The sequence below is a fragment of the Enterobacter chengduensis genome, from assembly GCF_001984825.2.
Lineage (GTDB): Bacteria > Pseudomonadota > Gammaproteobacteria > Enterobacterales > Enterobacteriaceae > Enterobacter > Enterobacter chengduensis.
In genome coordinates this window covers 747224-768830 of record NZ_CP043318.1, presented here as the reverse complement: position 1 = coordinate 768830, position 21607 = coordinate 747224, and the positions used below count along the sequence as shown (strand labels likewise).

The window sequence follows — 21607 nt, the reverse complement described above, 5'->3', positions numbered from 1 at the left end:
ATTTTAACATCCACCCGCATCCACACTTCGACATTCATCACAGTTAATGAAAACTGCGTACAAATTTGCATTACTGTAATGAGATCTTCTTCAAACTTTAGCGCGCTTATTGCCGACTAAAGCCGCGATACCCCCTGTGGGATCAAAAGCCCCACCAGGCTGGCTTCCTACAATTCGTTCATCATCCGCAGAACACTCAAGGAAGCGAACATGCCCCACGCCCTGCAGCAACGTTGCCAGCACATTGTGACAAGCCCGGTGTTAACCCCGGAACAAAAGCGTCATTTTCTGGCGCTGGAAGCGGAAAACAACCTGCCTTATCCGGCACTTCCTGAGGCCGCCCGCGCCGCGCTGGACGAGGGGTTCATCTGCGACATGTTCGAAGGCCATGCGCCCTACAAACCGCGCTACGTGCTGCCTGATTACGCAACGTTTCTGGCTCGCGGTTCAGAATGGCTGGAGCTGGAAGGCGCAAAGGATCTCGACGACGCCCTCTCGCTATTAACCATCCTTTACCATCATGTTCCGTCCGTCACATCGATGCCGGTCTATCTCGGGCACCTTGATGCGATATTAACCCCATATGTTAGGATTCTAACACAAGAAGAAATCGATAGCCGAATAAAACGTTTCTGGCGCTACCTTGACCGCACGCTGCCGGATGCGTTTATGCACGCCAACATCGGGCCCGCTGATGGCCCCATCACCCGCGCCATTCTGCGCGCCGATGCCGAGCTGAAGCAGGTCGCGCCGAATCTGACCTTTATTTACGATCCTGAAATTACCCCGGACGATTTGCTGCTTGAGGTGGCGAAAAACATATGTGAATGCAGCAAACCGCATATTTCTAACGGTCCGGTGAATGATAAAATTTTCACAAAAGGCCGTTTTGGCGTGGTGAGCTGTTACAACTCCCTGCCGCTGGCCGGCGGTGGCAGCACTCTGGTGCGCCTGAACCTCAAAGCCATTGCTGAACGCAGCACCTCCATTGACGACTTCTTCACCCGTACGCTTCCGCACTACTGCCAGCAGCAAATCGCCATCATTGATGCCCGCTGCGATTTCCTCTATCAACAATCAGGCTTCTTTGAGAATAGCTTCCTGGTAAAAGAAGGGCTGATTGATGCCGATCGGTTTGTGCCGATGTTTGGCATGTACGGCCTTGCGGAAGCGGTAAACGCGCTCTGCGAGAAAGCAGGCATAGCGGGACGCTACGGAAAGGATGAGCAGGCCAACGCGCTGGGCTACCGCATCAGCGAACAGCTTGCGGCGTTCGTGGAAAACACGCCGGTGAAGCACGGCTGGAAGCATCGCGCGATGCTCCACGCGCAGTCTGGCATCAGCTCTGATTCAGGCACCACGCCGGGGGCGCGTCTGCCCTACGGCGATGAGCCGGATCCCATCAGCCATCTGCTGGCCGTTGCGCCACACCACAGACACTATCACTCCGGTATCAGCGATATTTTAACGCTGGATGAGACGGTAAAACGCAATCCGCAGGCGGTGGTGCAGCTTTGCCTGGGCGCGTTCCGGGCGGGCATGCGTGAATTTACCGCCAACGTGGCGGGTAACGATCTGGTCCGCGTGACGGGTTACATGGTGCGCCTGTCGGATCTGGAAAAATACCGCGAAGCCGGATCGCGCACCAATACCACGTGGCTGGGTGAAGAAGCCGCACGTAATACCCGGATTCTGGAACGTCAGCCGCGCGTGATAAGCCATGAACAGCAGATGCGCTTTAGTTAGTCAGGTTATTCCGTTCTCCTGCGTCGACGGGCCGGGCAGCCGCCTGGCCCTGTTCCTGCAGGGCTGCAACCTGCGCTGTAAAACCTGCCACAATCCGTGGACGATTGGCCGCTGCAACGACTGCGGAGACTGCGTGCCCCGCTGCCCGCACGACGCGCTGACCCTCCAGGCCGGACGCGTCTGGTGGCAGGAGAGCGACTGTCGGCAGTGCGACACCTGCCTGCAGCTGTGCCCGCAGCAGGCAACGCCCATGGCGCAACGCCTGAGCGTCGAAGAGATCCTAAACCAAGTCCGCAAATCCGCACCGTTTATCGAAGGGATCACGGTGAGCGGCGGCGAGGCCACGACGCAGCTGCCGTTCTTGATCGCTCTTTTTCGCGCGATCAAAGCCGATCCCGAGCTGCAGCATTTAACCTGCCTCGTAGACAGCAACGGACAGCTAGGCGAAACCGGGTGGGAGAAACTGCTGCCGGTACTGGATGGCGCGATGCTGGATCTGAAGGCGTGGGGGAACGCGCATCATCGTTTTCTGACCGGGCGCGACAACCCGCAGATCAAGCAGAGCATCCGCTGGCTTGCCGATCGCCACCGTTTAACGGAGCTCCGCCTGCTGGTGATTCCGGAGCAGTGTGACTATCTGGAACATCTCAAGCCGCTCACGACGTTTATCCACGGGCTGGGAAATGTGCCGGTGCGCATCAACGCATTTCATACGCAGGGGGTTTACGGCGAGGCGGCGTCATGGCGCAGCGCCACGCCGGAAGACGTTGAACCGCTGGCGCGGGCGCTGGAAAAACAGAAGATAACGGTGATCCGTCCGGCGCTTTACCTATAGCGTGATGCCAAAAACCGCACGGGTATTCTCAAGCAGCGCACCGGCAATCACCTCTTCAGGCTCCTTACGCAGCTCACACAGGCTGGTAAAGACGCGCGCCGCCTGTTCCGGGCGATTCGGCTGCCCCTGAAAACCGTTCAGCGGCATATCCGGGGCGTCGGTTTCCAGCAGGAGTGCCGACAGCGGCAGCTGCGCCACTACGTCCCGGGTTTTACTGGCGCGCGGATAGGTAATGGTGCCACCGACCCCAATCTTATAGCCCAGCTCGATAAAACGCTGCGCCTGCTGCAGGCTGCCGGAAAAACCGTGCACCACGCCCTTACGCGGCAGATCGAGGCGTTTCAGGTGCATCGCCAGCTTATCGTGCGTGCGTCTTGAATGGAGGATCACCGGCAGATCGTGGCGCTTCGCCAGCCTGAGCTGCGCGTCGAGGATCGTCTGCTGGCGCTCGAACTGGGGATCCTCACGATAGAGATCGAGCCCGATCTCGCCGATGGCGACAAGCTTCTCGCCTGCGGTCTGCAGGACCTCATCCAGCCTCTCAATATGCTCATCACGATGCCTCTCAATCACAATCGGATGCAGGCCGAGCGCGGCATAGAGCGCGGGGTGCCGTGCAGAAAGATCCAGCACGCGGGAAAAGTAAGCCGCTTCCACTGACGGCACGATGATGGCCTGTACGCCCGCGTTGGCCGCTTTCGCGATGCTTTGCGCTTCGTCCCCGGTAAACGGCGGGAAATCAAAGTGGCAGTGGGTATCAACAAAGCGGTGCGTCACGCCAGATCCTCGTTATCCAGTAAAGCATCATTCGCCTGCGGAATATCCACCAGCGGCACCGTCAGGGCGTCGTTAGCAACAACGGCAGGCAGCGTAATAATGCGCTTATGCCGATGAAGCGGCGGTTGCTCCGCCAGCATTTTCCCCACCGTCGCCAGGAAGTAGCGACCGCAAAGCCGCCCCGTTTTGTAATCCATGCGCAGCGCAGGGACGCGGCTGCCCAGCGCCATGCTCAGCAGCGGCTTAGGCGGATAGATTTCAAAAATACGCAGCTTGCCCGGGGGTTTTTCAATAAAGCGCTGCATCGCGCCGTAGGTGGTTTCATGCTGCTTCGCGATGTTCACCAGCGGCTGCAGGCTGCTGTCGCCCAGCCAGCGCTCCATCCGTTTGAACCACTGCGGGGTGTAATACATCTGCGACGGTACGGTACGGATCACCACAATGGTTTTCGCCCCGCGCCGGGCGGCTTCCTGCACCGGCACCGCGTCACTGATCCCGCCGTCCAGATAGCTGATACCGTCCAGCAGAGCGCCGGTACGATAAAAGCCTGGGATCGCGCTGGAGGCGCGGATGATGTCCAGCCAGTTCTCCTTCTGCGGAGAAAAATAGCCCGGCGAATAGTCATCGCCCCGGCTGGCGCACATCCAGAATTCTTTACCGCTATCAAACAGACGGGCGGCGGTGTCCATGGCCAGCGGCATCTGGCTGGAGGTCGACTCCAGCAGCCAGTCGAGATCGATCAGGTTGCCGCCGCGCACAAAGCGCACCGGGTTAAAAAATTCTTTCGCCGTAGTGTAGCGCATGATGACCTTGCGCGCGTAGCCGGGCTGGTTACAGACGTAGGCGGAGAGGTTCTGCGCCCCGGCGGACGTGCCGAAGTAAAGGTCAAACGGGTTAAACTGCGCGCGCATAAATTCGTCCAGCACGCCAGCGGTGAAAATGCCGCGCTGTCCGCCACCCTCGCAAACCAGCGCGAGTTGACCTGCGCGAAACGGTTTTAACGTCAGCGGCGCAATATTGCCGAGCGTAACGGGAATTCGTTGCCCCACCTCTGCTTTCCTGTTTTGATTATTTTATAACACCACAGTAACGCACCCGGCCTGCAACGCAAATAAGAAAAAAGCCAGTCGCTATGACTGGCTTTTTTTTGTTGAAGGAATATTGCGTTTGCTACGGACGTCGACGCCCCGTAAACAGGCTGACCAGGAACAGAATAATACCCACAACGAAGACAATTTTAGCTGCCCATGCTGCAGTACCTGCCAGTCCACCAAAGCCCAATGCGGCGGCAATTAACGCGATAACCAGAAATATAATGCCCCAACGAAACATAAGCTTCTCCTTTACCATAGTTAATGTCGGCCGCTAAACGTGAGCGCTCAGGCCACTCACCGGCGTTTTTCCAGAATCGTTCTTATCTCGCCCGCCGGTATTAACCAGACGGGCGAAGGGTCCAGACTTACTTCGTTTTCAGATCGTTTTTAACGCTTTTCACACCATCAATCGCTTTCGCGATGGACTCGGCACGTTCACTTTGCGCCTGGGAATCTACCGTACCGGAAAGCTGAACCACGCCATCGGTGGTTTCCACCTTCACCTTACGGGACGGCACGATGTCATCTGCTAAGAGTTTAGCTTTGATTTCGCTGGTCGTAGCGGCATCACCGGCATAACCTTTCACCGACGCGTTTTTGCCGTCACGCACGTGCAGTTTGTCGCTAACGGAGGCGACGCCTTCGACGCCTTTCGCCACTTTCACCGCCTGTTCAGCCTGAGCCTGGCTTTCAACAAAGCCGCTCAGGGTGACCACTTTCTTGTCGGTCTTAACGGAAATATCGGTGCTCTTGATGGCTTCATCATCCACCAGTGCGGCTTTCACTTTTGCTGTGATTGAGCTGTCATCCATAAAATTGCCGACTTTATTCATAGAGCTATCGATTTTTTGCCCTGCGCTATCGGCCGTGGACTGTGCTTTATCCATGGTGCTGCTTTCCGCAAGGGCGGAGCCGCTCACCAGAACGCTACCCAGAGTGACTGCCAGCAGAGTTTTCGAAATCTTCAGTCTTGTCATATTCATCGATCTATTCCTGTGTTGACCCGTTATTCGGGCTACATACTTCCTTAGTAGTTATATATATTGCGAATAAACACGCGGGCGAAATGGATAACCTAAAGCCATGCATTGAACAGTTAATTTATCCACGCCCGGTGTTAAACACTGAGTTAAATATAGATCACTCTGACAGAGCCGCTTTCAGAATTGGGTAAAAAACGCGCGAATAGCGTGAAATTGCGTTGAATTAAGAACATTCCGCAAGGGATTAATAAGACAGGAATTAAAGTAGAGCACGGCGACAGCCGTGCTCTGAGAGGGGATTAGTGCTCGCGCGTTTTGCGGAACTGAACGTCAGGATAGCGTTCCTGGGTCAGGTTCAGGTTCACCATGGTTGGGGCGATATAGGTCAGGTTATCGCCACCGTCCAGCGCCAGCTGAATTTCGTTCTTGCGCTTAAATTCTTCAAATTTCTTCACGTCAGAACACTCAACCCAGCGTGCGGTCGCGACGTTCACAGACTCGTAAATCGCTTCCACGTTGTATTCGCTCTTCAGGCGCGCGACGACCACGTCGAACTGCAGCACGCCGACCGCGCCCACGATCAGATCGTTGTTAGCGATTGGGCGGAACACCTGCACGGCGCCCTCTTCGGAGAGCTGAACCAGGCCTTTCAGCAGCTGTTTCTGCTTCAGCGGATCGCGCAGACGAATGCGGCGGAACAGCTCCGGCGCGAAGTTCGGAATACCGGTGAACTTCATCATTTCGCCCTGGGTGAAGGTATCGCCGATCTGGATCGTGCCGTGGTTGTGCAGACCGATGATGTCGCCCGGATAGGCTTCTTCAACGTGCGAACGGTCGCCCGCCATAAAGGTCAGCGCGTCGGAGATCACCACGTCTTTGCCGATACGCACCTGGCGCAGCTTCATGCCCTTCTCATATTTACCGGACACCACGCGCATAAAGGCCACGCGGTCACGGTGTTTCGGGTCCATGTTGGCCTGAATTTTGAACACGAAGCCGGTGAACTTCTCTTCCTGCGCTTCCACTTCACGGGTGTCGGTTTTACGCGGCATCGGACGCGGCGCCCACTCAACCAGACCGTCCAGCATATGGTCAACGCCGAAGTTACCCAGCGCGGTGCCGAAGAAGACCGGGGTGATTTCACCGCTCAGGAACAGCTCTTTGTCGAACTCGTGAGACGCGCCCTTCACCAGCTCCAGCTCGTCGCGCAGCTGCGCGGCCAGCTCTTCGCCGACGGCGACGTCCAGATCCGGGTTGTCCAGACCTTTAACAATGCGCACTTCCTGAATGGTGTGGCCTTTACCGGTCTGATACAGGTAGGTTTCGTCTTTATAGAGGTGGTAAACGCCTTTGAACAGCTTCCCGCAGCCAATCGGCCAGGTGATGGGCGCACAGGCGATCTTCAGCTCGTTTTCCACTTCATCCATCAGCTCCATCGGATCGCGGATGTCACGGTCGAGTTTGTTCATAAAGGTGAGGATCGGCGTATCGCGCAGACGGGTCACTTCCATCAGCTTACGGGTACGGTCTTCTACCCCTTTCGCGGCGTCGATCACCATCAGGCAGCAGTCCACCGCCGTCAGGGTACGGTAGGTATCTTCGGAGAAGTCTTCGTGGCCCGGGGTGTCCAGCAGGTTCACCAGGCAGTCATGATACGGGAACTGCATCACGGAGGTGGTAATCGAAATACCACGCTGCTTTTCCATTTCCATCCAGTCAGATTTTGCATGCTGGCTGGAGCCACGGCCTTTTACGGTACCCGCGGTCTGGATCGCCTGTCCGAACAGCAGCACCTTCTCGGTGATGGTCGTTTTACCGGCATCCGGGTGCGAGATAATGGCAAAAGTGCGGCGCTTGGCCACCTCTTGCAGATAAGGAGACAACGTCATAATTAAATCTTCTTTTATAAGCGCGGCAGCACGCCACGCATCATGGAATACAAAATTGCGGCTATTTTACCCATCAATGGGGGGCAGGCAATCATTGTTTACACAGGAGTTGCTCCAGTTCGTTCAACGACGTCACGGTCCAGGTCGGCTCGATGCCTTCAGGCTTCTCGCGGCCATGGGCATTAAGCCACACGGTTGACAGGCCGGCCTTCATGCCGCCCAGAATATCTGACTCTGCGGTGTCACCCACCATCAGGACGCGATCGCGGTCGGGATGGCCGGCCTGCGCCAGCGCGTAGTCGAAAATTCGCGGATCCGGCTTCGGCACGCCGACCTCTTCCGAGATCACCAGCGCGTCAAAATGATCGCGCAGACCGGTGCGCTCGAGGCGGATCTGCTGCAGGGCGGTAAAACCGTTGGTGATGATCCCCAGTTTCACCTTGCCTTTCAACGCATTCAGCAGGGAGACCGCGCCCGGCAGTGGCGCACAGATATCGGCCATCGCGTTCAGGAACGCCTCGTTCAGCGTCCCCGGACTCACCTTTAACCGTTCCGCCCAGACGTCAAAGCGCTGGTGCTGAAGCTGTAACGCGGTGATGGCACCGTTCTGGTAATCCACCCACAGCGGCTTGTTGACCGCCTGATAGTCCTGAAAATCTTCAGCGGTGAAGGTCACGCTATAGTCGAGAAACATCCGCTGTAGCCCGCCGAACGCGTCGAACGTAAACAGCGTTTCGTCGGCATCAAAGAAAATCCAGTCCCATTTCATCGTTACAACCTTATCTTTATTATCCAATCGGCAGAGCCATTATGATGGCGTCTTCACGTCCCTCTGCGGTGGGGTAGTAGTTACGGCGGATTGTCGCCTCGTTAAAGCCTAAGCTTTCATAGAGCGCGATGGCGGCGACATTCGACGCGCGCACCTCCAGCCACAGGGTGAAAACGTCACGGGTTTCGAGCTCACGAATGAGGTGCTCGAGCAGTTCTCTTCCCAGCCCACGGCGCTGGAACGCGGGATCAACCGCGATATTAAACAGCGTCGCCTCATCAAGAACAACCTGCGTGATGGCGAACGCGGCCATAGTGCCGTCAACGTCCAGACGGTAGTTCAGATACCGTTCGCCCTGATTGCTGGCGAAGGTTTTTTCGCTCCACGGAAACGCGTGGGCGCGTGTTTCAATCGCGAACGCGGTAGTCAGGTCAGGCGTCGTGAGGGAAGAAATCGTGTTCATATTCGCAGATTTGTTGCCATAGCGCGCTGCGCGCTTTTGGGTTGGCCTTCAGTTCGTCCAGCGCTGGCGAGCAGATCTGGCTCCCCTTGAGGGGGATCTCGTTTGTCTCTCCGATACGCCAGCTGTTACAGCGGCTATCAGGAGGAAGCATCGCGACACGCTCTGGCGTCAGCGGTAAAACCTGGTCGGCGGTCATCTTCAGGCTGCGAAGGACATCATCGATCAGGGGGTCATTCAGGGCAGGCAGTTCTTCCGCCACCATCACCAGGCGAACGTGCGCCGGGATGGAGATGGCGATTTCGCCCTGCAACGCCGTCGGGCGACGCAAAGCCCACTGGGTAATGCCCAGTTGCTGCAACTGCCAGTCTCGTCGGGATGTCATAGGGAAAACTCCTGTCTCTCAGGCGCGCAAATATAGCAAATGTGTCGAAACTGCGCCATCTACCTACTATAATCCCCGCCTGAGTTTATTGAGGAACAATTCATGTCTGCATTTACCCCGGCAAGTGAAGTCTTGCTGCGTCACAGTGATGATTTCGAAGAGAGCCGTATTCTGTTTGCCGGAGATATGCAGGATGACCTGCCCGCGCGTTTCGACTGTGCTGAAAGCCGTGCCCACACCCAATACTACCACCACTGGCAGGTGCTGAGCCGCCAGATGGGCGAGCGCGCGCGCTTTAGCCTGGTGGCGGAGCAGAGCGATATCGCCGACTGCGATACGCTGATCTACTACTGGCCGAAGAATAAACCGGAAGCCCAGTTCCAGCTGATGAACCTGCTCTCCCTGCTGCCGGTCGGCTGCGATATTTTCGTGGTAGGCGAGAACCGCAGCGGCGTGCGTAGCGCGGAACAGATGCTGGAAGGCTACGCGCCGCTGAATAAGGTCGACAGCGCTCGCCGCTGTGGCCTGTACCATGGCCGTCTGGAAAAACAGACAACGTTTGATGCGCAGGCATACTGGGACGAATACCTGCTTGACGGCCTGACCATCAAAACGCTGCCGGGCGTGTTCAGCCGTGACGCGCTGGATACGGGCAGCAAGCTGCTGCTTTCTACCCTGACGCCGCACACCAAAGGCAAAGTGCTGGACGTGGGCTGCGGTGCGGGCGTGCTCTCTACCGTGCTCGCCAGCCATTCTCCAAAAGTGCGCTTAACCCTGTGTGACGTAAGCGCCCCGGCGGTAGAGGCCAGCCGCGCAACGCTTGCCGCAAACGGCATTGAAGGTGAGGTTATTGCCAGCAACGTCTTCTCTGACATCACCGGTCGCTTCGACATGATCATCTCTAACCCGCCGTTCCACGACGGTATGGAGACCAGCCTGGAAGCGGCACAAACGCTGATCCGTGGCGCAGTCCGTCACCTTAACAGCGGCGGCGAGCTGCGTATTGTCGCCAACGCCTTCCTGGCATACCCGAAAGTACTGGACGAAACCTTTGGCTTCCACGAAGTCATCGCCCAGACCGGCCGCTTTAAGGTCTACCGCACCGTGATGACGCGTCAGGCCAAAAAGTAATCGCCGCCCCTGTAGGCCGGATAAGCGAAAGCGCCATCCGGCTATACACGGCGCGTCCATCGGCCATTTTTGCATCAATCAAGGCATCACGCGCACTTTTCTGTTGACGTAAAGCTGAAAACATCTAGAATGCGCCTCCGTGGTTACGATACTTTTACAGTATCGATGGTATGCGAAGGTGGCGGAATTGGTAGACGCGCTAGCTTCAGGTGTTAGTGTCCTTACGGATGTGGGGGTTCGAGTCCCCCCCCTCGCACCATAAATCACAATGATATTGCTCGCACTGGGCGAAGGTGGCGGAATTGGTAGACGCGCTAGCTTCAGGTGTTAGTGTCCTTACGGATGTGGGGGTTCGAGTCCCCCCCCTCGCACCAACGAGGCGATATCAATAGAGTAATGATGTAAAAAGTAAGATGACTGTGCGAAGGTGGCGGAATTGGTAGACGCGCTAGCTTCAGGTGTTAGTGTCCTTACGGATGTGGGGGTTCGAGTCCCCCCCCTCGCACCAATTATCTTACATCCCCTCTGATGTTCCTCTCGTTTTCCCTGTTATTTCAAACTCATCACTATCACCAGAATTCCACTGACCAGTGCTACACAAGATGGCAGTAACACAAAGTGGCGTAATTGCTTATGCCAGATCATGCCTGACGTAACTAACAGTCCTGCAACAATGATCGCTTTCCAGGTTTCAAGAGAGAGATCGGCAAACATCAAACCGCCGAGGATGGCACCCGGTAGCAATACACCCCAACCACTTCCCAGCGCCCTGTTCAACATGATCCGCCCTCTTACAATGATAATGATAACCAATATCATATGACAGACATTATCATTTGTCAGCTGAATGAATCAAAATCCCTCGACCTTTACCTTTCCCGTAATGACAGGAATTGCCTAAGGTGATAAATTGCACACCTGTTAACACCATCTAAAGATTTTCTGATAATTACTTTTTGTAGTTTTTTGCATTTTTTATTGCGAAACAACACCTACTTATTTGTTTTAATTAAATTTTAATAAAAACGCACGACTATGACATCACAATCCTGGCGGTCTTTGGTTCACAGAAAATATCAATTGTCGTTACGTTTGTTTTTATTTCTGAACGCAACCTCGGCAGTGTTCTCGGTAACAAACCCGCTCAATTCTGTTCGCCTGTTCTCCGCCCCTCTTATTGCTATTTTCTGCATTAGCACCGGGCTGTTCGTCTGGCACTGGAGAAAGAAGGCGCGGAGAATAAATATTCCTGTCGTTTCAGCGATCTTCGGTATTTTGTGGGCCTGGCAAATTGTGTCTAAATTCGCCTTAATTACCCACGACCATGCGACGTATTTGTTAATCGCCCTATTAACGGTGCTTTTTATCGGAACGCTGGCATTCGCCTGTAATATCAAAGCATTTACGCTGCACTCCTTGCCCACCTTTATTGTCTGCCTGTGGCTAAGCGATCACGATATATGGCTGAGAATGACCTATTCTTTCGCACTTCCTGTGGTAGCAATTGCTATTCATAACATTTTGCAAAAGCGTAACGATCGTTTCGCCCAGGAGCTGCTTTCTCGCCTTCTGGAAGAGCGAGAAACCCTAACCGATCTCAGCATGATGGATCCTCTCACCGGGCTCTACAACCGTCGAGGACTGCAAAGCCGTCTGGAGAACCTGCCGGCGGTAGAAAATGGCGAGCACTTTGTCCTGCTGATGGATATCGACCACTTCAAAGCTTATAACGACCATTATGGCCATATGATGGGCGACCAGGCGCTGAAGCGCGTCTCAGCGGCAATCCGCGACGCCGTGCGTTCTCGCGATATTGTGGCGCGCTTTGGTGGGGAAGAGTTTATGGTGCTGCTGACCAATATTTCACTTGAACATGCTCGCCAGACGGCCGAGCGCATCCGTCAGAAAGTCTACGATTTAAAAATCCCGCATCTGTTTAACGAAAGCGTCGCGACAAACGTCACCATCAGCATTGGCATTGCCATCTTCGGGGATGAAGACGTGGAAAGTGCGCTGGAAAAAGCGGACAAAGCGCTTTACGAAGCAAAGCATATGGGGCGCAATAACATTCTGTTGAGTGAAGAGTTGCAGACGGCCTAAACATCACGGCGATGACACCGGGACAAAAGTCTTGCCATTGGTATGAGCAATAGTTAGGATTGGCAATCATTATCATTTAGATTTCTATCTATACTATGGCCACGCGTACCGCACACATCGTCGAACCCCTTCTCTGGCGAGCGCCCCTCACCAGCGGGAATGCTTCGCTTGCGGATGCCATACGGGATAAGATCGCGGAAACGCGCGCCCACCTGCTGGACTTTATCCGGCTTGATGAAGCGCCACCCGCCCACGCCATGACGCTCTCGGAATGGCGACAGCCGTCAAAACTGCAGTCGCTGCTGGCCGCCTATTCCGACCATATCTATCGCAATCAGCCCACCCTGACGCGGGAAAATAAACCACTGCTCTCTCTCTGGGCGCAGTGGTATATCGGGCTGATGGTGCCGCCCCTCATGCTGGCATTACTCACGCAAAAGAGCATGCTGGAACTCTCGCCGGATAATTTCCACGTCGAGTTTCACGAAACCGGGCGCGCGGCCTGTTTCTGGATCGATCTGCACGAAGACCAGAACGGTGAACGCCTGACGGCTCAGGAACGTATGGAGCAGCTCATCACTCAGACTCTGATCCCGGTGGTGGAAGCGCTGGAAGCGACAGGAGAGATTAATGGGAAGCTTATCTGGAGCAATACGGGCTATTTAATCCACTGGTATTTAACGGAAATGAAGCCGCTGCTCGGTGATGAGAATGTGGATGCCCTGCGTCAGTCCTGTTTCTTTGCAAAACAGCTTTCCGATGGCCGTGACAACCCGTTATTCCGTACCGTTGTGCTCCGTGACGGGCTCCTGGTTCGCCGCACCTGCTGCCAGCGCTATCGCCTGCCGGACGTTAAGCAGTGCGGGGATTGCACGCTGAAGTAGTGCGGTGAATTGCCCGGTGGCGCGACGCTTACCGGGCCTACAAAAACGGGTCCGGCCTGATGCCCTCAACCTGACCCTCTCCCACGGGGAGAGGGAACAAACACTCAGAACGGCAACGTGCGTTGCCGTTTTGTTTTTACCTACGCTACCTGCTGATTGTCCTCTTCCGCGTTACGCTGCGCTTCTTCCGCTTCCTGCTCCAGCAGCTGCTTCTCGTACACTTTGAAGAACGGGTAGTAGATGATGGCCGATACGCAGGCCAGAACCACAACCAGAATAGCCGCGCGGAAATCCCAGCCCAGGGCCCACGCTGCGCCTATTGGCGCCGGTGCCGTCCAGGGAACGACCGAGATGACGCGGCCAATCAGATCAAACGTCATCGCCGCCCAGGCCAGCACGGCATTAACCATCGGTGCCAGCAGGAACGGAATAAAGAACACCGGGTTCATCACAATCGGCGTACCGAAAATGACGGGTTCGTTGATGTTAAAGAAGCTGGGCACCACGCTCAAACGCCCAATAGAGCGTAGATGTGCGGAACGGCTGCGCAGATAGCAAATCACCAGCCCCATCGTAGCGCCCGACCCGCCAATCACGATAAAGAACGTCCAGAACGCCTCCATAAAAATATGCGGCAGAGGCTGGCTGGCGGCCAGCGCGGTCTGGTTAGCGCCCAGGTTAGTCAGCCAGAACATCTGCAGCATCCCGGAGACGATGGCTGCGCCGTGGATCCCGGCGAACCACAGCAGATGGCCAATCAACACGGCCAGCAGGATCGCAGGCAGGGAATCCGCAGCGGAAACAAGAGGTTTAAAGACCGACATAATGGCCTGCGGGATCAGCATGCCAAACTGAGACTGAATGAACAGACTCAGAGGATAGAGCGTCAACACCACCACCAGAACCGGAATTAGCAGATCAAAAGAGTTTTTGATCATCGGAGGGACCTGATCCGGCAGACGAATACCGATGTTATGCGCCTTGAGGAAACGCATCATCTCAACGCAGTAGATCGCCACCAGAATCGCGGTAAAAATACCCGTCCCACCCAGGCTATCGACAGGAAGCGTGCCTTTGGTTTTCGGGGCAGCGACCAGCAGAAACGCCATCAGCGACAGCATGGCGCACATAAACGGGTCTAGCTGGTGCGATTTAACATAGTGCTTGCCCAGGTTATAGGCAATGGCCGCACAGATATAGATGGACATAATGCCCATCGTCATATCAAACGGCGTCAGGATCTGGCCTTCAAACTGCTTCGCCATATCCAGCCAGGCGCGGGCGAACCCCCAGGTCGTATCAGGTGAAAAAGGTGGGTAAGCGAACACTAACAAGAATGAACCCACGATCATAAACGGCATCGCAGAGATGAATCCGTCGCGAATAGCCATGACATGACGCTGGGAGGAGATCCGCCCGGCGATCGGGCTGACGTAATTTTCTACGAAACGGAATATCAGGTTAAACGCAGCATGGTTGGCAGACATGGCAGCACTCCTGTCAAATATTTGTTACGGGCACGTTCGCGCCGCACGTTGTTCCATAAATCAGCTTCACAACCTTGCTGGCTTGTGTACCAGTGGTACTGCTCAGACGAAATGGTTTCATAATTTGCTCTTATTATTGGATACAGGGGACGTTACGTACTCAGTATTAATCGACGCATCACGCTCTGCAACCGGTTACTGTAACCGGTTTCTGTGATTGTGAAGAGGATCCAGAAATCAGCCGTTCAGGATATTTGTTATCGAAGAGATATTTACAGAGCATAAATTCTTATGACAGATTACGCAGGATATTTGTCAGGAGGAAACAATGAGTTTGCAGTCTGTACAGCAGTTTTTTGCCGACAACGCGCCGGATATAGACGTCATTGAACTAAGCCAGAGTACCGCTACCGTTGCGTTGGCTGCTGCCGCCCATCGCGTTGAGCCGGGACAAATCGCTAAGACCCTGTCACTAAAGGTGAAAAATGAGGTGATCCTGGTGGTGGCGAAAGGCGATGCGCGCCTGGATAACAAAAAGCTGAAAGACACGTTTGGTGCAAAAGCGCGTATGCTCAGCAGTGATGAAGTGGTGACCATCACCGGTCATCCCGTTGGCGGCGTGTGCCCGTTCGGACTGGAAAACCCGCTCGCGGTTTACTGCGATATCTCTTTAAAGGAGTACGCTGAAGTTCTTCCCGCGGCAGGGGCAATTCATAGTGCCGTGCGTATTTCACCCGACAGAATGGCGGAACTGACTTCCGCAAAGTGGGTGGATGTTTGCATCTGATTGACGCGCCAGAACCTTTCTGGCGCGTCACAGGCCATTTATAAAAAAGTCGGCTTGCTGAGTACCGAACCTCGCGGTTCTCTTGCCGGAAGGTGAGTAATAATATCCGCCGCATCGAGCAGCCCCACATCAGAATTCACTCCCAGCTTCACCATCGCATTAAACTTATGCGCCCGGATGGTCTTAATATTACGCTCAAGCTGCGCCGCGATTTGAGGAATGGAATAGCCGTATGACATATAACGCAATATTGCCCGTTCCGTTGGGCTTAACATTCTGTTTTGACTCCGATACCAGTGATTCATCATATTGTCATTAATGCGCTGCGTTTCGCTCAGCAATACCATGAGCTCCTGCTGCAGGTGCTCAAGCGTCAGCGATTTACTGACCACTCCGTGCAGGCGTGACGGCGAAAGATGGCTAATTAAGCGCGCTTCCGTCTCATCCGCGACCAGAATAATGCGCTGGATATGACCATGCGTAAACGCGAGGTCCCGCAGGTGCGCCAGACAGTTACGACGTTCCTCTCGCGCATCGGAAAGCGAATAGATCAGCGAGAAAAAATTGACGTGCTGAAGTGCTTTCTTAAAGCTGTCAAATTCGCTAAACAGATGCAGCTGGTAATGATTCAGGTTGGGCATCGCAAAAAGATGCTGTAACCCAACGGCACTCATCGTGCAATTTTCGACGATGGCGATATGTCTTGTTGAATCGGTTTTTTCCATTCCTCGAACTCTCCATAGGCTGACATCAAACTCAGCTCTCTCATTCCCTGCGTACTGTTGATCCAGGCGTACATATCGGCATTACTGCGTAAAGACAGCCGTCGCATCGCACTGTTTTTCTGCGCACTGATGGTTTTATTGCTCTTCTTGAGCAGGGTGGCGATTTGGTTAATCCCCCATCCTTTACCTAACAGACGCAGTACCTTACGTTCGGAGTGCGTGAGCGCGATAATGTGTTCGTCTTCATCCTCCGTACTTTGAGGTTCCGGCGTTAATAACGTCTGGCTTATGCGCTCTGCCCGCTCGCTACCTGCACGAATAGCGTTAACCACGCCTTCAATAGGCTCCATATCAGAAAGCAAGGTGCTTTCCGGGCGCATAAGCAGCTCAACCGCGATAGGATAAAGGGGCCGCGAAACTAAAAAGATCCAGTGAATATCCCGGTATTGATTCAATAAACCGTAATACTCTTCGAGCGTGCCCCGAGGATTCCTGTATTCACCTGAAACATCAGCAATAATGACATCTGCGCGGCGTAGCTGGAGCAGCGTCAGCTCCTGCAGTGAGCGGCAATAGGTCAATTCAAAATCCGGGAAATGGCGTGCCATCACGCCCCCTAACCCGTTTTGCATCACGGGTATTCGGCTAATGACAACGCAATGCTTGCCATGCAATGACAACATAGACCCTCCGTGTCCATTCTTCATTTGATGTGTAACGTTAAAACGTATCAATTTATGAGTTTTTTCGTCCCTGAGTGTAAAACTGATAATACAAGCAGAAGATGAGATATGTTCTTAGTTTAAGAAACGCCTAAGACATCGGTAATATCTCATAAAGCGCAAATAAATTTAATTGCGAAGCCATTAAAATAACGACAATATAAAATTAGAATAACTAAATACAAATATTCTATATTTCTATATTAATAATTCACCGTATTAATAAATTACCCCCCACTCTCGTTCGCAACACGGGCTGAAACTGTTTGCATAAACCTTGATCTGGCCCAGAGCAAGAGACACGGCACTTTGTGCTAAAAGTAATCACTATGGTTCAACCGGCAACTTTCCATCTCTTCGGGACAATACATGCAGGCAGATCGGTCAACGCAGCGTGCTATCACGCGGCTATGTATTCAGTGCGGTCTTTTTCTGCTCCAGCACGGCGCGGAAAGCGCGCTGGTGGAGGAGCTTTCCACCCGGCTGGGACGGGCGCTGGGTATGGATAGCGTTGAAAGCGCGATCTCATCCAACGCCATTGTGCTGACCACGATCAAGGACGGCCAGTGCCTGACCTCCACCCGCAAAAACCATGACCGCGGCATTAACATGCACGTCGTGACCGAAGTGCAGCACATCGTCATCCTGGCTGAACATAAGCTTCTCGATCTCCATGAAATTGAAAAACGGTTCAACCAGATCAAGCCATTACGTTATCCGCGCTGGCTCGTCGTGTTGATGGTGGGGCTCTCTTGCGCCTGCTTTTGCAAGCTCAATAAAGGCGGCTGGGATGGTGCAATCGTCACCTTTTTCGCCAGCAGTATCGCCATGTACGTTCGCCAACTGCTGACGCACCGGCAGATGCACCCGCAAATTAACTTCTGCATTACCGCGTTTGTTGCCACCACGGTTTCCGGCCTGCTGCTGCGCCTGCCGCAGTTTGCCAATACCCCGACGATTGCCATGGCCGCCAGCGTGCTGCTGCTGGTCCCGGGCTTTCCGCTGATTAACGCCGTCGCCGACATGTTTAAAGGGCACATCAATACCGGTCTGGCACGCTGGGCTATCGCCAGCCTGCTGACGCTGGCGACCTGCATCGGCGTCGTCATGGCTATGACACTCTGGGGGCTACGCGGATGGGCGTGATCGACTTTTTGCTGGCGCTGGCGCAGGACATGCTTCTGGCCGCCATTCCTGCCGTCGGCTTTGCGATGGTGTTTAACGTCCCGCAACGCGCGCTGCCGTGGTGTGCGCTGCTGGGCGCGATTGGCCATGGCTCGCGGATGGTGATGATGACCGCGGGTTTTAACATCGAATGGTCAACGTTCATGGCCTCCATGCTGGTCGGCAGTATCGGCATCCAGTGGTCGCGCTGGTATCTTGCGCACCCCAAAGTGTTCACCGTTGCCGCCGTTATCCCGATGTTCCCGGGCATATCTGCCTACACGGCGATGATTTCCGCAGTGAAAATCAGCCATTTTGGCTACACCGAGCCTCAGATGATCCTCCTTCTGAGCAACTTTCTTAAGGCGTCGTCCATCGTCGGCGCGCTCTCTATCGGGCTATCGATTCCCGGACTGTGGCTGTACCGCAAACGCCCGCGCGTTTGATATTTGTGTTATTTCGCCACCATGGAGATAATCTTTCTGTTCCGTTTGGTCAAAATAAGGAAAGGATGTGGCTAACCCTGGCAGCGAACACCCTGAGCACGGTGAAGAATCCAGCCTGAAAGAGAAAATTTTTCAGAGCGCCATCGCGCTTTTTGCCGAGTATGGATTAAACGGTGCCCGCATGGAGCAGATCGCGGAAAAAGCGGGTACCACCAAACGCATGGTGGTTTACCATTTCAAGAACAAAGAGAATCTCTATCTTCTGGTTCTGGAGCATGTTTACACGCAAATTCGCGCCAGTGAAAAAGCGCTAAGCCTGGCGGGAATGCCGCCCGTCGAAGCGCTGGTCAACCTGGTCGAAACCACGTTTGACTATCATGCGGACCACCCTGACTACATCCGTATTATCTGCATGGAAAACATGCAGCGCGGCCGCTTCATGCAGCAGTCGAGCTATCTTCGCCAGGTCAACCGCAGCGCGCTCGACCTGCTGGAGGGTATCCTTCACCGAGGGAAAGAAAAACAGCTCTTCAGCCAGACGGTTGACGCCCGCGATCTTCACCGCCTGATCAGCAGCTTCAGCTTTCACTACGTGGCCAACAGCTACACCTTCACGCTCCTGTTTGAAGACGGTGCGGACGAACAGGCCCAGCGCCAGCACTACCGCAAAATGGCCGTTCAGGTCGCGCTCCGTTACACCTGCCCATAAAATTGCTTGCAATTATATCGCGCACTATCTATATTCATTTCATGAACGCGAAAACGAACGACGCAACCGCTGCGCTCAAGCTGGATAACCAGCTCTGCTTTGCCCTCTATTCGGCAAACCTGGCGCTTAACAAGCTGTACCGGCAACTGCTGGCGCCGCTGAACCTGACCTACCCGCAATATCTGGTGATGCTCGTGCTGTGGGAGCAGGATGATATGACGGTCTCGGACATCGGTGAACGGCTGTTTCTGGACTCTGCGACCCTGACGCCGCTCCTGAAGCGGCTGGAAAGCGCCGGGCTCATCAACCGCCACCGTTCTCGCAAAGACGAACGCCAGGTCGCCGTCACCCTGACTGACGCGGGACGTGAGCTTCAGCAGCAGGCACTGGGTATCCCCCAGGCGGTGGGTTGCGCCGCGCAGTGTGATACCGACACCCTGCTGTCGCTTAAACAGCAGCTCGAACTTTTGCGACAACAGCTACACCGCGCGTAAAGCTATACTTTACGCGTGATTATTGCCCATATATATCGCACGCTATTTAATAGCACACGTAAATCAAAAATGAGGAACCTGCCATGTCTTTAGAAAAAGTCGTTTATACCGCCAAAGCCAAAGCAACCGGTGGCCGTGACGGTCGCGCCACCTCCTCCGACGGCGTACTGGACGTAAAGCTGGGCGTGCCAAAAGAGATGGGCGGCATGGGCGGCGAAGTGACGAACCCTGAGCAGCTGTTTGCTGCGGGCTACTCTGCCTGCTTCCTGGGCGCGATGAAGTTTGTGGCCGCGCGCGACAAATTTACCCTGCCAAAAGAGGCCTTTATCGAAGGTGAAGTGGGTATTGGCCCGCTGCCGACGGGCTTTGGTATCGAAGCAAAACTGAACATCCACGTGGAAGGTATGGATCCAGCGGAAGCCAAAAAGCTGGTGGACGCGGCGCACATTGTTTGCCCGTACTCTAACGCGACCCGCGGCAACATCAACGTGACGCTGAACATCATCGCGTGATAACTGCCTGATGGCGCTGCGCTTATCAGGCCTACGACTGTAGCCCCGGTAAGCGCAGCGCCACCGGGGAAATCCCCTCCTTCCCTTTCCCCTCTCTGTGCTACCATAAGCCCATATCACGCCCGTAGTAATCAGTAGAGTAAGCGTTATGTCCTCCAGAATTCTGACCACCAGCATTGCTGGCATTGATGCCTTTATGCGCGACCCGCGCGGTGTATTGAGCCACGCCGAAGGCGGCACGGTTGCGGTTTTTGCCGACAACGCGCCGGCGTTTTACGCCCTCACGCCGGAACGTCTGGCACGGCTTCTGGAGATCGAAGCGCAACTGTCACGCCCGGCGAGCGACGTCACGCTGGACAACCAGTTCTTTGACGAACCGGTTAACGTCCCCGCGACCGTTCCGATGGGCAAATTTGCCCTGTACGCGGGCTGGCAGCCGGATGCCGATTTCCAGCGGCAGGCCGCGCTGTGGGGCATTGCGTTAACCCAACCGGCCTCCGCGGAAGAGCTTGCCGCGTTCACCGCCTGGTGGCAGGCAGAAGGTAAAGTCTTCACCCATATTCAGTGGCAGCAAAAGCTCGCGCGACATCTGCAGATCGCTCGCGCCAGCAACAACGGCCAGCCCAAGCGCGATATCAACGCGTTTTCAGAACCGGATAAACAGATCCCCAGCGGATTCCGAGGTGCGAAATGAAGAACGTCGGCGACCTGATGAAACGTCTGCAAAAAATGATGCCTGCCAACGTGAAGCCCGCTTTCACCACGGGCGAAGAGCTGCTGGCGTGGCAAAAGGAGCAAGGCGAGATCCGCGCCGCCGCGCTCGCCCGGGAAAACCGGGCGATGAAAATGCAGCGCACCTTTAACCGCTCCGGTATTCGCCCCCTGCACCAGAACTGCTCGTTCGATAACTATAAAATTGAGACCACGGGGCAGATGAACGCGCTGGCCGCCGCGCGGCAGTACGTGGACGAATTCGACGGCAATATCGCCAGCTTCATCTTCAGCGGTAAGCCGGGCACTGGAAAAAACCACCTTGCAGCCGCTATCTGTAATGAACTGCTTCTGCGGGGTAAATCGGTTCTTATCATCACCGTGGCCGATATCATGTCCGCGATGAAAGACACCTTCAGCAACCGCGAAACCAGCGAAGAGCAGCTGCTTAACGATTTGAGCAATGTCGACCTGCTGGTCATCGACGAGATTGGCGTGCAGACAGAGTCCCGCTATGAAAAAGTGATCATCAACCAGATTGTCGATCGCCGCTCCTCGTCCAAACGTCCCACCGGCATGCTGACGAACCACAACATCGACGAGATGACCCGCTTACTGGGGGAACGCGTTATGGACCGCATGAAGCTGGGTAACAGCCTGTACGTCATCTTCGACTGGGAAAGTTACCGCAGCCGCGTTACCGGCAAAGAGTATTAAGACAGTTCCAGGAATCGCCAGCGGGACACAGGTATATACTGGAACCCCTTCGGCCCAAAACGGACCTTTTTGAGAGAGCC

Annotated in this window: 25 protein-coding genes and 3 tRNA genes; 16 read left to right on the top strand and 12 right to left on the bottom strand. The window is 54.8% G+C overall.

Annotated elements, in window-relative coordinates; genetic code table 11:
* Window positions 1-210 precede the first annotated feature (210 nt).
* Together FY206_RS03775 and FY206_RS03770 are read left to right on the top strand one after the other, a co-directional pair.
* A complete protein-coding gene (locus FY206_RS03775; RefSeq protein ID WP_032643985.1) occupies window positions 211-1746 on the top strand; it encodes a YjjI family glycine radical enzyme in 1536 nt (511 codons plus the stop codon).
* Complete coding sequence (locus FY206_RS03770; RefSeq protein ID WP_032643984.1) at window positions 1721-2581, top strand: YjjW family glycine radical enzyme activase; 861 nt, start codon at window positions 1721-1723, stop codon at window positions 2579-2581. Before FY206_RS03775 ends, FY206_RS03770 begins: the two co-directional genes overlap by 26 nt.
* Here FY206_RS03770 and FY206_RS03765 read toward each other — a convergent pair.
* The 8 genes from FY206_RS03765 to FY206_RS03730 all read right to left on the bottom strand — a co-directional run bounded on the left by FY206_RS03765 (window position 2576) and on the right by FY206_RS03730 (window position 8938).
* On the bottom strand, window positions 2576-3358 hold the full coding sequence (locus tag FY206_RS03765; protein WP_032643983.1) for a TatD family hydrolase: 783 nt from the start codon (window positions 3356-3358) through the stop codon (window positions 2576-2578). The genes FY206_RS03770 and FY206_RS03765 overlap by 6 nt on opposite strands.
* Window positions 3355-4407, bottom strand: a complete 1053-nt coding sequence (locus FY206_RS03760) for a patatin-like phospholipase family protein (protein ID WP_032643982.1) — start codon at window positions 4405-4407, stop codon at window positions 3355-3357. Before FY206_RS03760 ends, FY206_RS03765 begins: the two co-directional genes overlap by 4 nt.
* A gap of 121 nt (window positions 4408-4528) precedes the next feature.
* Window positions 4529-4690 carry a DUF1328 domain-containing protein gene (locus tag FY206_RS03755; RefSeq protein WP_003856556.1) on the bottom strand — a complete coding sequence of 54 codons (162 nt, stop codon included), beginning with the start codon at window positions 4688-4690 and terminating at the stop codon, window positions 4529-4531.
* A 127-nt stretch (window positions 4691-4817) separates the two neighbouring features.
* Window positions 4818-5435 carry a molecular chaperone OsmY gene (gene osmY, locus FY206_RS03750; protein ID WP_008502075.1) on the bottom strand — a complete coding sequence of 206 codons (618 nt, stop codon included), beginning with the start codon at window positions 5433-5435 and terminating at the stop codon, window positions 4818-4820.
* A 299-nt stretch (window positions 5436-5734) separates the two neighbouring features.
* Window positions 5735-7324 carry a peptide chain release factor 3 gene (gene prfC, locus FY206_RS03745; RefSeq protein WP_032643981.1) on the bottom strand — a complete coding sequence of 530 codons (1590 nt, stop codon included), beginning with the start codon at window positions 7322-7324 and terminating at the stop codon, window positions 5735-5737.
* Between the two features lie 91 nt (window positions 7325-7415).
* Window positions 7416-8093 (bottom strand): pyrimidine 5'-nucleotidase, encoded by a 678-nt coding sequence (gene yjjG / locus FY206_RS03740; protein ID WP_032643980.1) that lies wholly within the window; start codon window positions 8091-8093, stop codon window positions 7416-7418.
* A 19-nt stretch (window positions 8094-8112) separates the two neighbouring features.
* Window positions 8113-8556, bottom strand: a complete 444-nt coding sequence (rimI, locus tag FY206_RS03735) for a ribosomal protein S18-alanine N-acetyltransferase (RefSeq protein WP_023334424.1) — start codon at window positions 8554-8556, stop codon at window positions 8113-8115.
* A complete protein-coding gene (locus FY206_RS03730; protein WP_032643979.1) occupies window positions 8525-8938 on the bottom strand; it encodes a DNA polymerase III subunit psi in 414 nt (137 codons plus the stop codon). The genes rimI and FY206_RS03730 overlap by 32 nt, the downstream gene beginning before the upstream one ends.
* 102 nt (window positions 8939-9040) lie before the next feature.
* On the opposite strand from FY206_RS03730, the gene rsmC reads away from it, so the two are divergent.
* The 4 genes from rsmC to FY206_RS03710 all read left to right on the top strand — a co-directional run bounded on the left by rsmC (window position 9041) and on the right by FY206_RS03710 (window position 10577).
* Window positions 9041-10069, top strand: coding sequence for a 16S rRNA (guanine(1207)-N(2))-methyltransferase RsmC (rsmC, locus tag FY206_RS03725; RefSeq protein WP_032643978.1), 1029 nt, complete (start codon window positions 9041-9043; stop codon window positions 10067-10069).
* 172 nt (window positions 10070-10241) lie between these two features.
* Window positions 10242-10328, top strand: a tRNA-Leu gene (locus FY206_RS03720).
* Window positions 10329-10356: 28 nt separating this feature from the next.
* A tRNA-Leu gene (locus FY206_RS03715) sits at window positions 10357-10443 on the top strand.
* Window positions 10444-10490: 47 nt separating this feature from the next.
* Window positions 10491-10577, top strand: a tRNA-Leu gene (locus tag FY206_RS03710).
* Window positions 10578-10618: 41 nt separating this feature from the next.
* On the opposite strand, the gene FY206_RS03705 is transcribed toward FY206_RS03710, so the two are convergent.
* A complete protein-coding gene (locus FY206_RS03705) occupies window positions 10619-10888 on the bottom strand; it encodes a DUF1435 domain-containing protein (protein ID WP_032643976.1) in 270 nt (89 codons plus the stop codon).
* A 216-nt stretch (window positions 10889-11104) separates the two neighbouring features.
* Between FY206_RS03705 and FY206_RS03700 the strand changes: the two genes are divergently transcribed.
* A complete protein-coding gene (locus FY206_RS03700) occupies window positions 11105-12169 on the top strand; it encodes a GGDEF domain-containing protein (RefSeq protein WP_032643975.1) in 1065 nt (354 codons plus the stop codon).
* 95 nt (window positions 12170-12264) lie between these two features.
* Window positions 12265-13053: a siderophore-iron reductase FhuF gene (gene fhuF, locus FY206_RS03695; protein ID WP_077064150.1), complete on the top strand. Its 789-nt coding sequence runs from the start codon at window positions 12265-12267 to the stop codon at window positions 13051-13053.
* Window positions 13054-13193: 140 nt separating this feature from the next.
* Here fhuF and FY206_RS03690 read toward each other — a convergent pair whose 3' ends face one another.
* The gene (locus FY206_RS03690) at window positions 13194-14540 is read right to left on the bottom strand and encodes a PTS sugar transporter subunit IIC (protein ID WP_032643973.1); all 1347 of its coding nucleotides are present in this window, start codon (window positions 14538-14540) and stop codon (window positions 13194-13196) included.
* Window positions 14541-14868: 328 nt separating this feature from the next.
* On the opposite strand from FY206_RS03690, the gene FY206_RS03685 reads away from it, so the two are divergent.
* Window positions 14869-15327, top strand: a complete 459-nt coding sequence (locus FY206_RS03685) for a YbaK/EbsC family protein (RefSeq protein WP_032643972.1) — start codon at window positions 14869-14871, stop codon at window positions 15325-15327.
* 38 nt (window positions 15328-15365) lie between these two features.
* Here the strand turns inward: FY206_RS03685 and bglJ are convergent, their stop codons facing one another.
* Together bglJ and FY206_RS03675 are read right to left on the bottom strand one after the other, a co-directional pair.
* Window positions 15366-16001 (bottom strand): DNA-binding transcriptional activator BglJ, encoded by a 636-nt coding sequence (bglJ, locus tag FY206_RS03680; RefSeq protein ID WP_032643971.1) that lies wholly within the window; start codon window positions 15999-16001, stop codon window positions 15366-15368.
* Window positions 15998-16735, bottom strand: coding sequence for a helix-turn-helix transcriptional regulator (locus tag FY206_RS03675; RefSeq protein ID WP_032643970.1), 738 nt, complete (start codon window positions 16733-16735; stop codon window positions 15998-16000). Before FY206_RS03675 ends, bglJ begins: the two co-directional genes overlap by 4 nt.
* A gap of 408 nt (window positions 16736-17143) precedes the next feature.
* Here FY206_RS03675 and FY206_RS03670 point away from each other — a divergent pair, with 408 nt between their 5' ends.
* From FY206_RS03670 to dnaC, 7 genes are all read left to right on the top strand, one after another.
* Window positions 17144-17920, top strand: a complete 777-nt coding sequence (locus tag FY206_RS03670) for a threonine/serine exporter family protein (protein WP_077064149.1) — start codon at window positions 17144-17146, stop codon at window positions 17918-17920.
* Window positions 17911-18384 (top strand): threonine/serine exporter, encoded by a 474-nt coding sequence (locus FY206_RS03665; protein WP_020885295.1) that lies wholly within the window; start codon window positions 17911-17913, stop codon window positions 18382-18384. Before FY206_RS03670 ends, FY206_RS03665 begins: the two co-directional genes overlap by 10 nt.
* Before the next feature lie 67 nt (window positions 18385-18451).
* On the top strand, window positions 18452-19093 hold the full coding sequence (locus FY206_RS03660) for a TetR/AcrR family transcriptional regulator (RefSeq protein ID WP_045327560.1): 642 nt from the start codon (window positions 18452-18454) through the stop codon (window positions 19091-19093).
* 41 nt (window positions 19094-19134) lie between these two features.
* Complete coding sequence (locus FY206_RS03655; RefSeq protein ID WP_032643967.1) at window positions 19135-19587, top strand: MarR family winged helix-turn-helix transcriptional regulator; 453 nt, start codon at window positions 19135-19137, stop codon at window positions 19585-19587.
* An 83-nt stretch (window positions 19588-19670) separates the two neighbouring features.
* Window positions 19671-20099: an organic hydroperoxide resistance protein gene (locus FY206_RS03650; RefSeq protein ID WP_032643966.1), complete on the top strand. Its 429-nt coding sequence runs from the start codon at window positions 19671-19673 to the stop codon at window positions 20097-20099.
* A 148-nt stretch (window positions 20100-20247) separates the two neighbouring features.
* Window positions 20248-20793, top strand: a complete 546-nt coding sequence (gene dnaT, locus FY206_RS03645) for a primosomal protein DnaT (protein ID WP_032643965.1) — start codon at window positions 20248-20250, stop codon at window positions 20791-20793.
* Entirely contained in the window at window positions 20790-21527 is a 738-nt protein-coding gene (gene dnaC / locus FY206_RS03640) for a replicative helicase loader DnaC (RefSeq protein WP_032643964.1), read from the top strand. The genes dnaT and dnaC overlap by 4 nt, the downstream gene beginning before the upstream one ends.
* Window positions 21528-21607 lie beyond the last annotated feature (80 nt).

Bases quoted from the DNA above. Each gene is read 5' to 3' on its own strand.
- bglJ (WP_032643971.1), bottom strand. From the start codon at position 16,001: ATGAGTGCCGTTGGGTTACAGCATCTTTTTGCGATGCCCAACCTGAAT.
- rimI (WP_023334424.1), bottom strand. From the start codon at position 8,556: ATGAACACGATTTCTTCCCTCACGACGCCTGACCTGACTACCGCGTTC.
- rsmC (WP_032643978.1), top strand. From the start codon at position 9,041: ATGTCTGCATTTACCCCGGCAAGTGAAGTCTTGCTGCGTCACAGTGAT.
- FY206_RS03730 (WP_032643979.1), bottom strand. From the start codon at position 8,938: ATGACATCCCGACGAGACTGGCAGTTGCAGCAACTGGGCATTACCCAG.
- fhuF (WP_077064150.1), top strand. From the start codon at position 12,265: ATGGCCACGCGTACCGCACACATCGTCGAACCCCTTCTCTGGCGAGCG.
- dnaT (WP_032643965.1), top strand. From the start codon at position 20,248: ATGTCCTCCAGAATTCTGACCACCAGCATTGCTGGCATTGATGCCTTT.
- FY206_RS03670 (WP_077064149.1), top strand. From the start codon at position 17,144: ATGCAGGCAGATCGGTCAACGCAGCGTGCTATCACGCGGCTATGTATT.
- FY206_RS03665 (WP_020885295.1), top strand. From the start codon at position 17,911: ATGGGCGTGATCGACTTTTTGCTGGCGCTGGCGCAGGACATGCTTCTG.
- FY206_RS03775 (WP_032643985.1), top strand. From the start codon at position 211: ATGCCCCACGCCCTGCAGCAACGTTGCCAGCACATTGTGACAAGCCCG.
- FY206_RS03685 (WP_032643972.1), top strand. From the start codon at position 14,869: ATGAGTTTGCAGTCTGTACAGCAGTTTTTTGCCGACAACGCGCCGGAT.
- dnaC (WP_032643964.1), top strand. From the start codon at position 20,790: ATGAAGAACGTCGGCGACCTGATGAAACGTCTGCAAAAAATGATGCCT.
- FY206_RS03700 (WP_032643975.1), top strand. From the start codon at position 11,105: ATGACATCACAATCCTGGCGGTCTTTGGTTCACAGAAAATATCAATTG.
- FY206_RS03675 (WP_032643970.1), bottom strand. From the start codon at position 16,735: ATGTTGTCATTGCATGGCAAGCATTGCGTTGTCATTAGCCGAATACCC.
- FY206_RS03650 (WP_032643966.1), top strand. From the start codon at position 19,671: ATGTCTTTAGAAAAAGTCGTTTATACCGCCAAAGCCAAAGCAACCGGT.
- FY206_RS03755 (WP_003856556.1), bottom strand. From the start codon at position 4,690: ATGTTTCGTTGGGGCATTATATTTCTGGTTATCGCGTTAATTGCCGCC.
- FY206_RS03705 (WP_032643976.1), bottom strand. From the start codon at position 10,888: ATGATATTGGTTATCATTATCATTGTAAGAGGGCGGATCATGTTGAAC.
- FY206_RS03690 (WP_032643973.1), bottom strand. From the start codon at position 14,540: ATGTCTGCCAACCATGCTGCGTTTAACCTGATATTCCGTTTCGTAGAA.
- prfC (WP_032643981.1), bottom strand. From the start codon at position 7,324: ATGACGTTGTCTCCTTATCTGCAAGAGGTGGCCAAGCGCCGCACTTTT.
- FY206_RS03770 (WP_032643984.1), top strand. From the start codon at position 1,721: ATGAACAGCAGATGCGCTTTAGTTAGTCAGGTTATTCCGTTCTCCTGC.
- FY206_RS03655 (WP_032643967.1), top strand. From the start codon at position 19,135: ATGAACGCGAAAACGAACGACGCAACCGCTGCGCTCAAGCTGGATAAC.
- yjjG (WP_032643980.1), bottom strand. From the start codon at position 8,093: ATGAAATGGGACTGGATTTTCTTTGATGCCGACGAAACGCTGTTTACG.
- osmY (WP_008502075.1), bottom strand. From the start codon at position 5,435: ATGAATATGACAAGACTGAAGATTTCGAAAACTCTGCTGGCAGTCACT.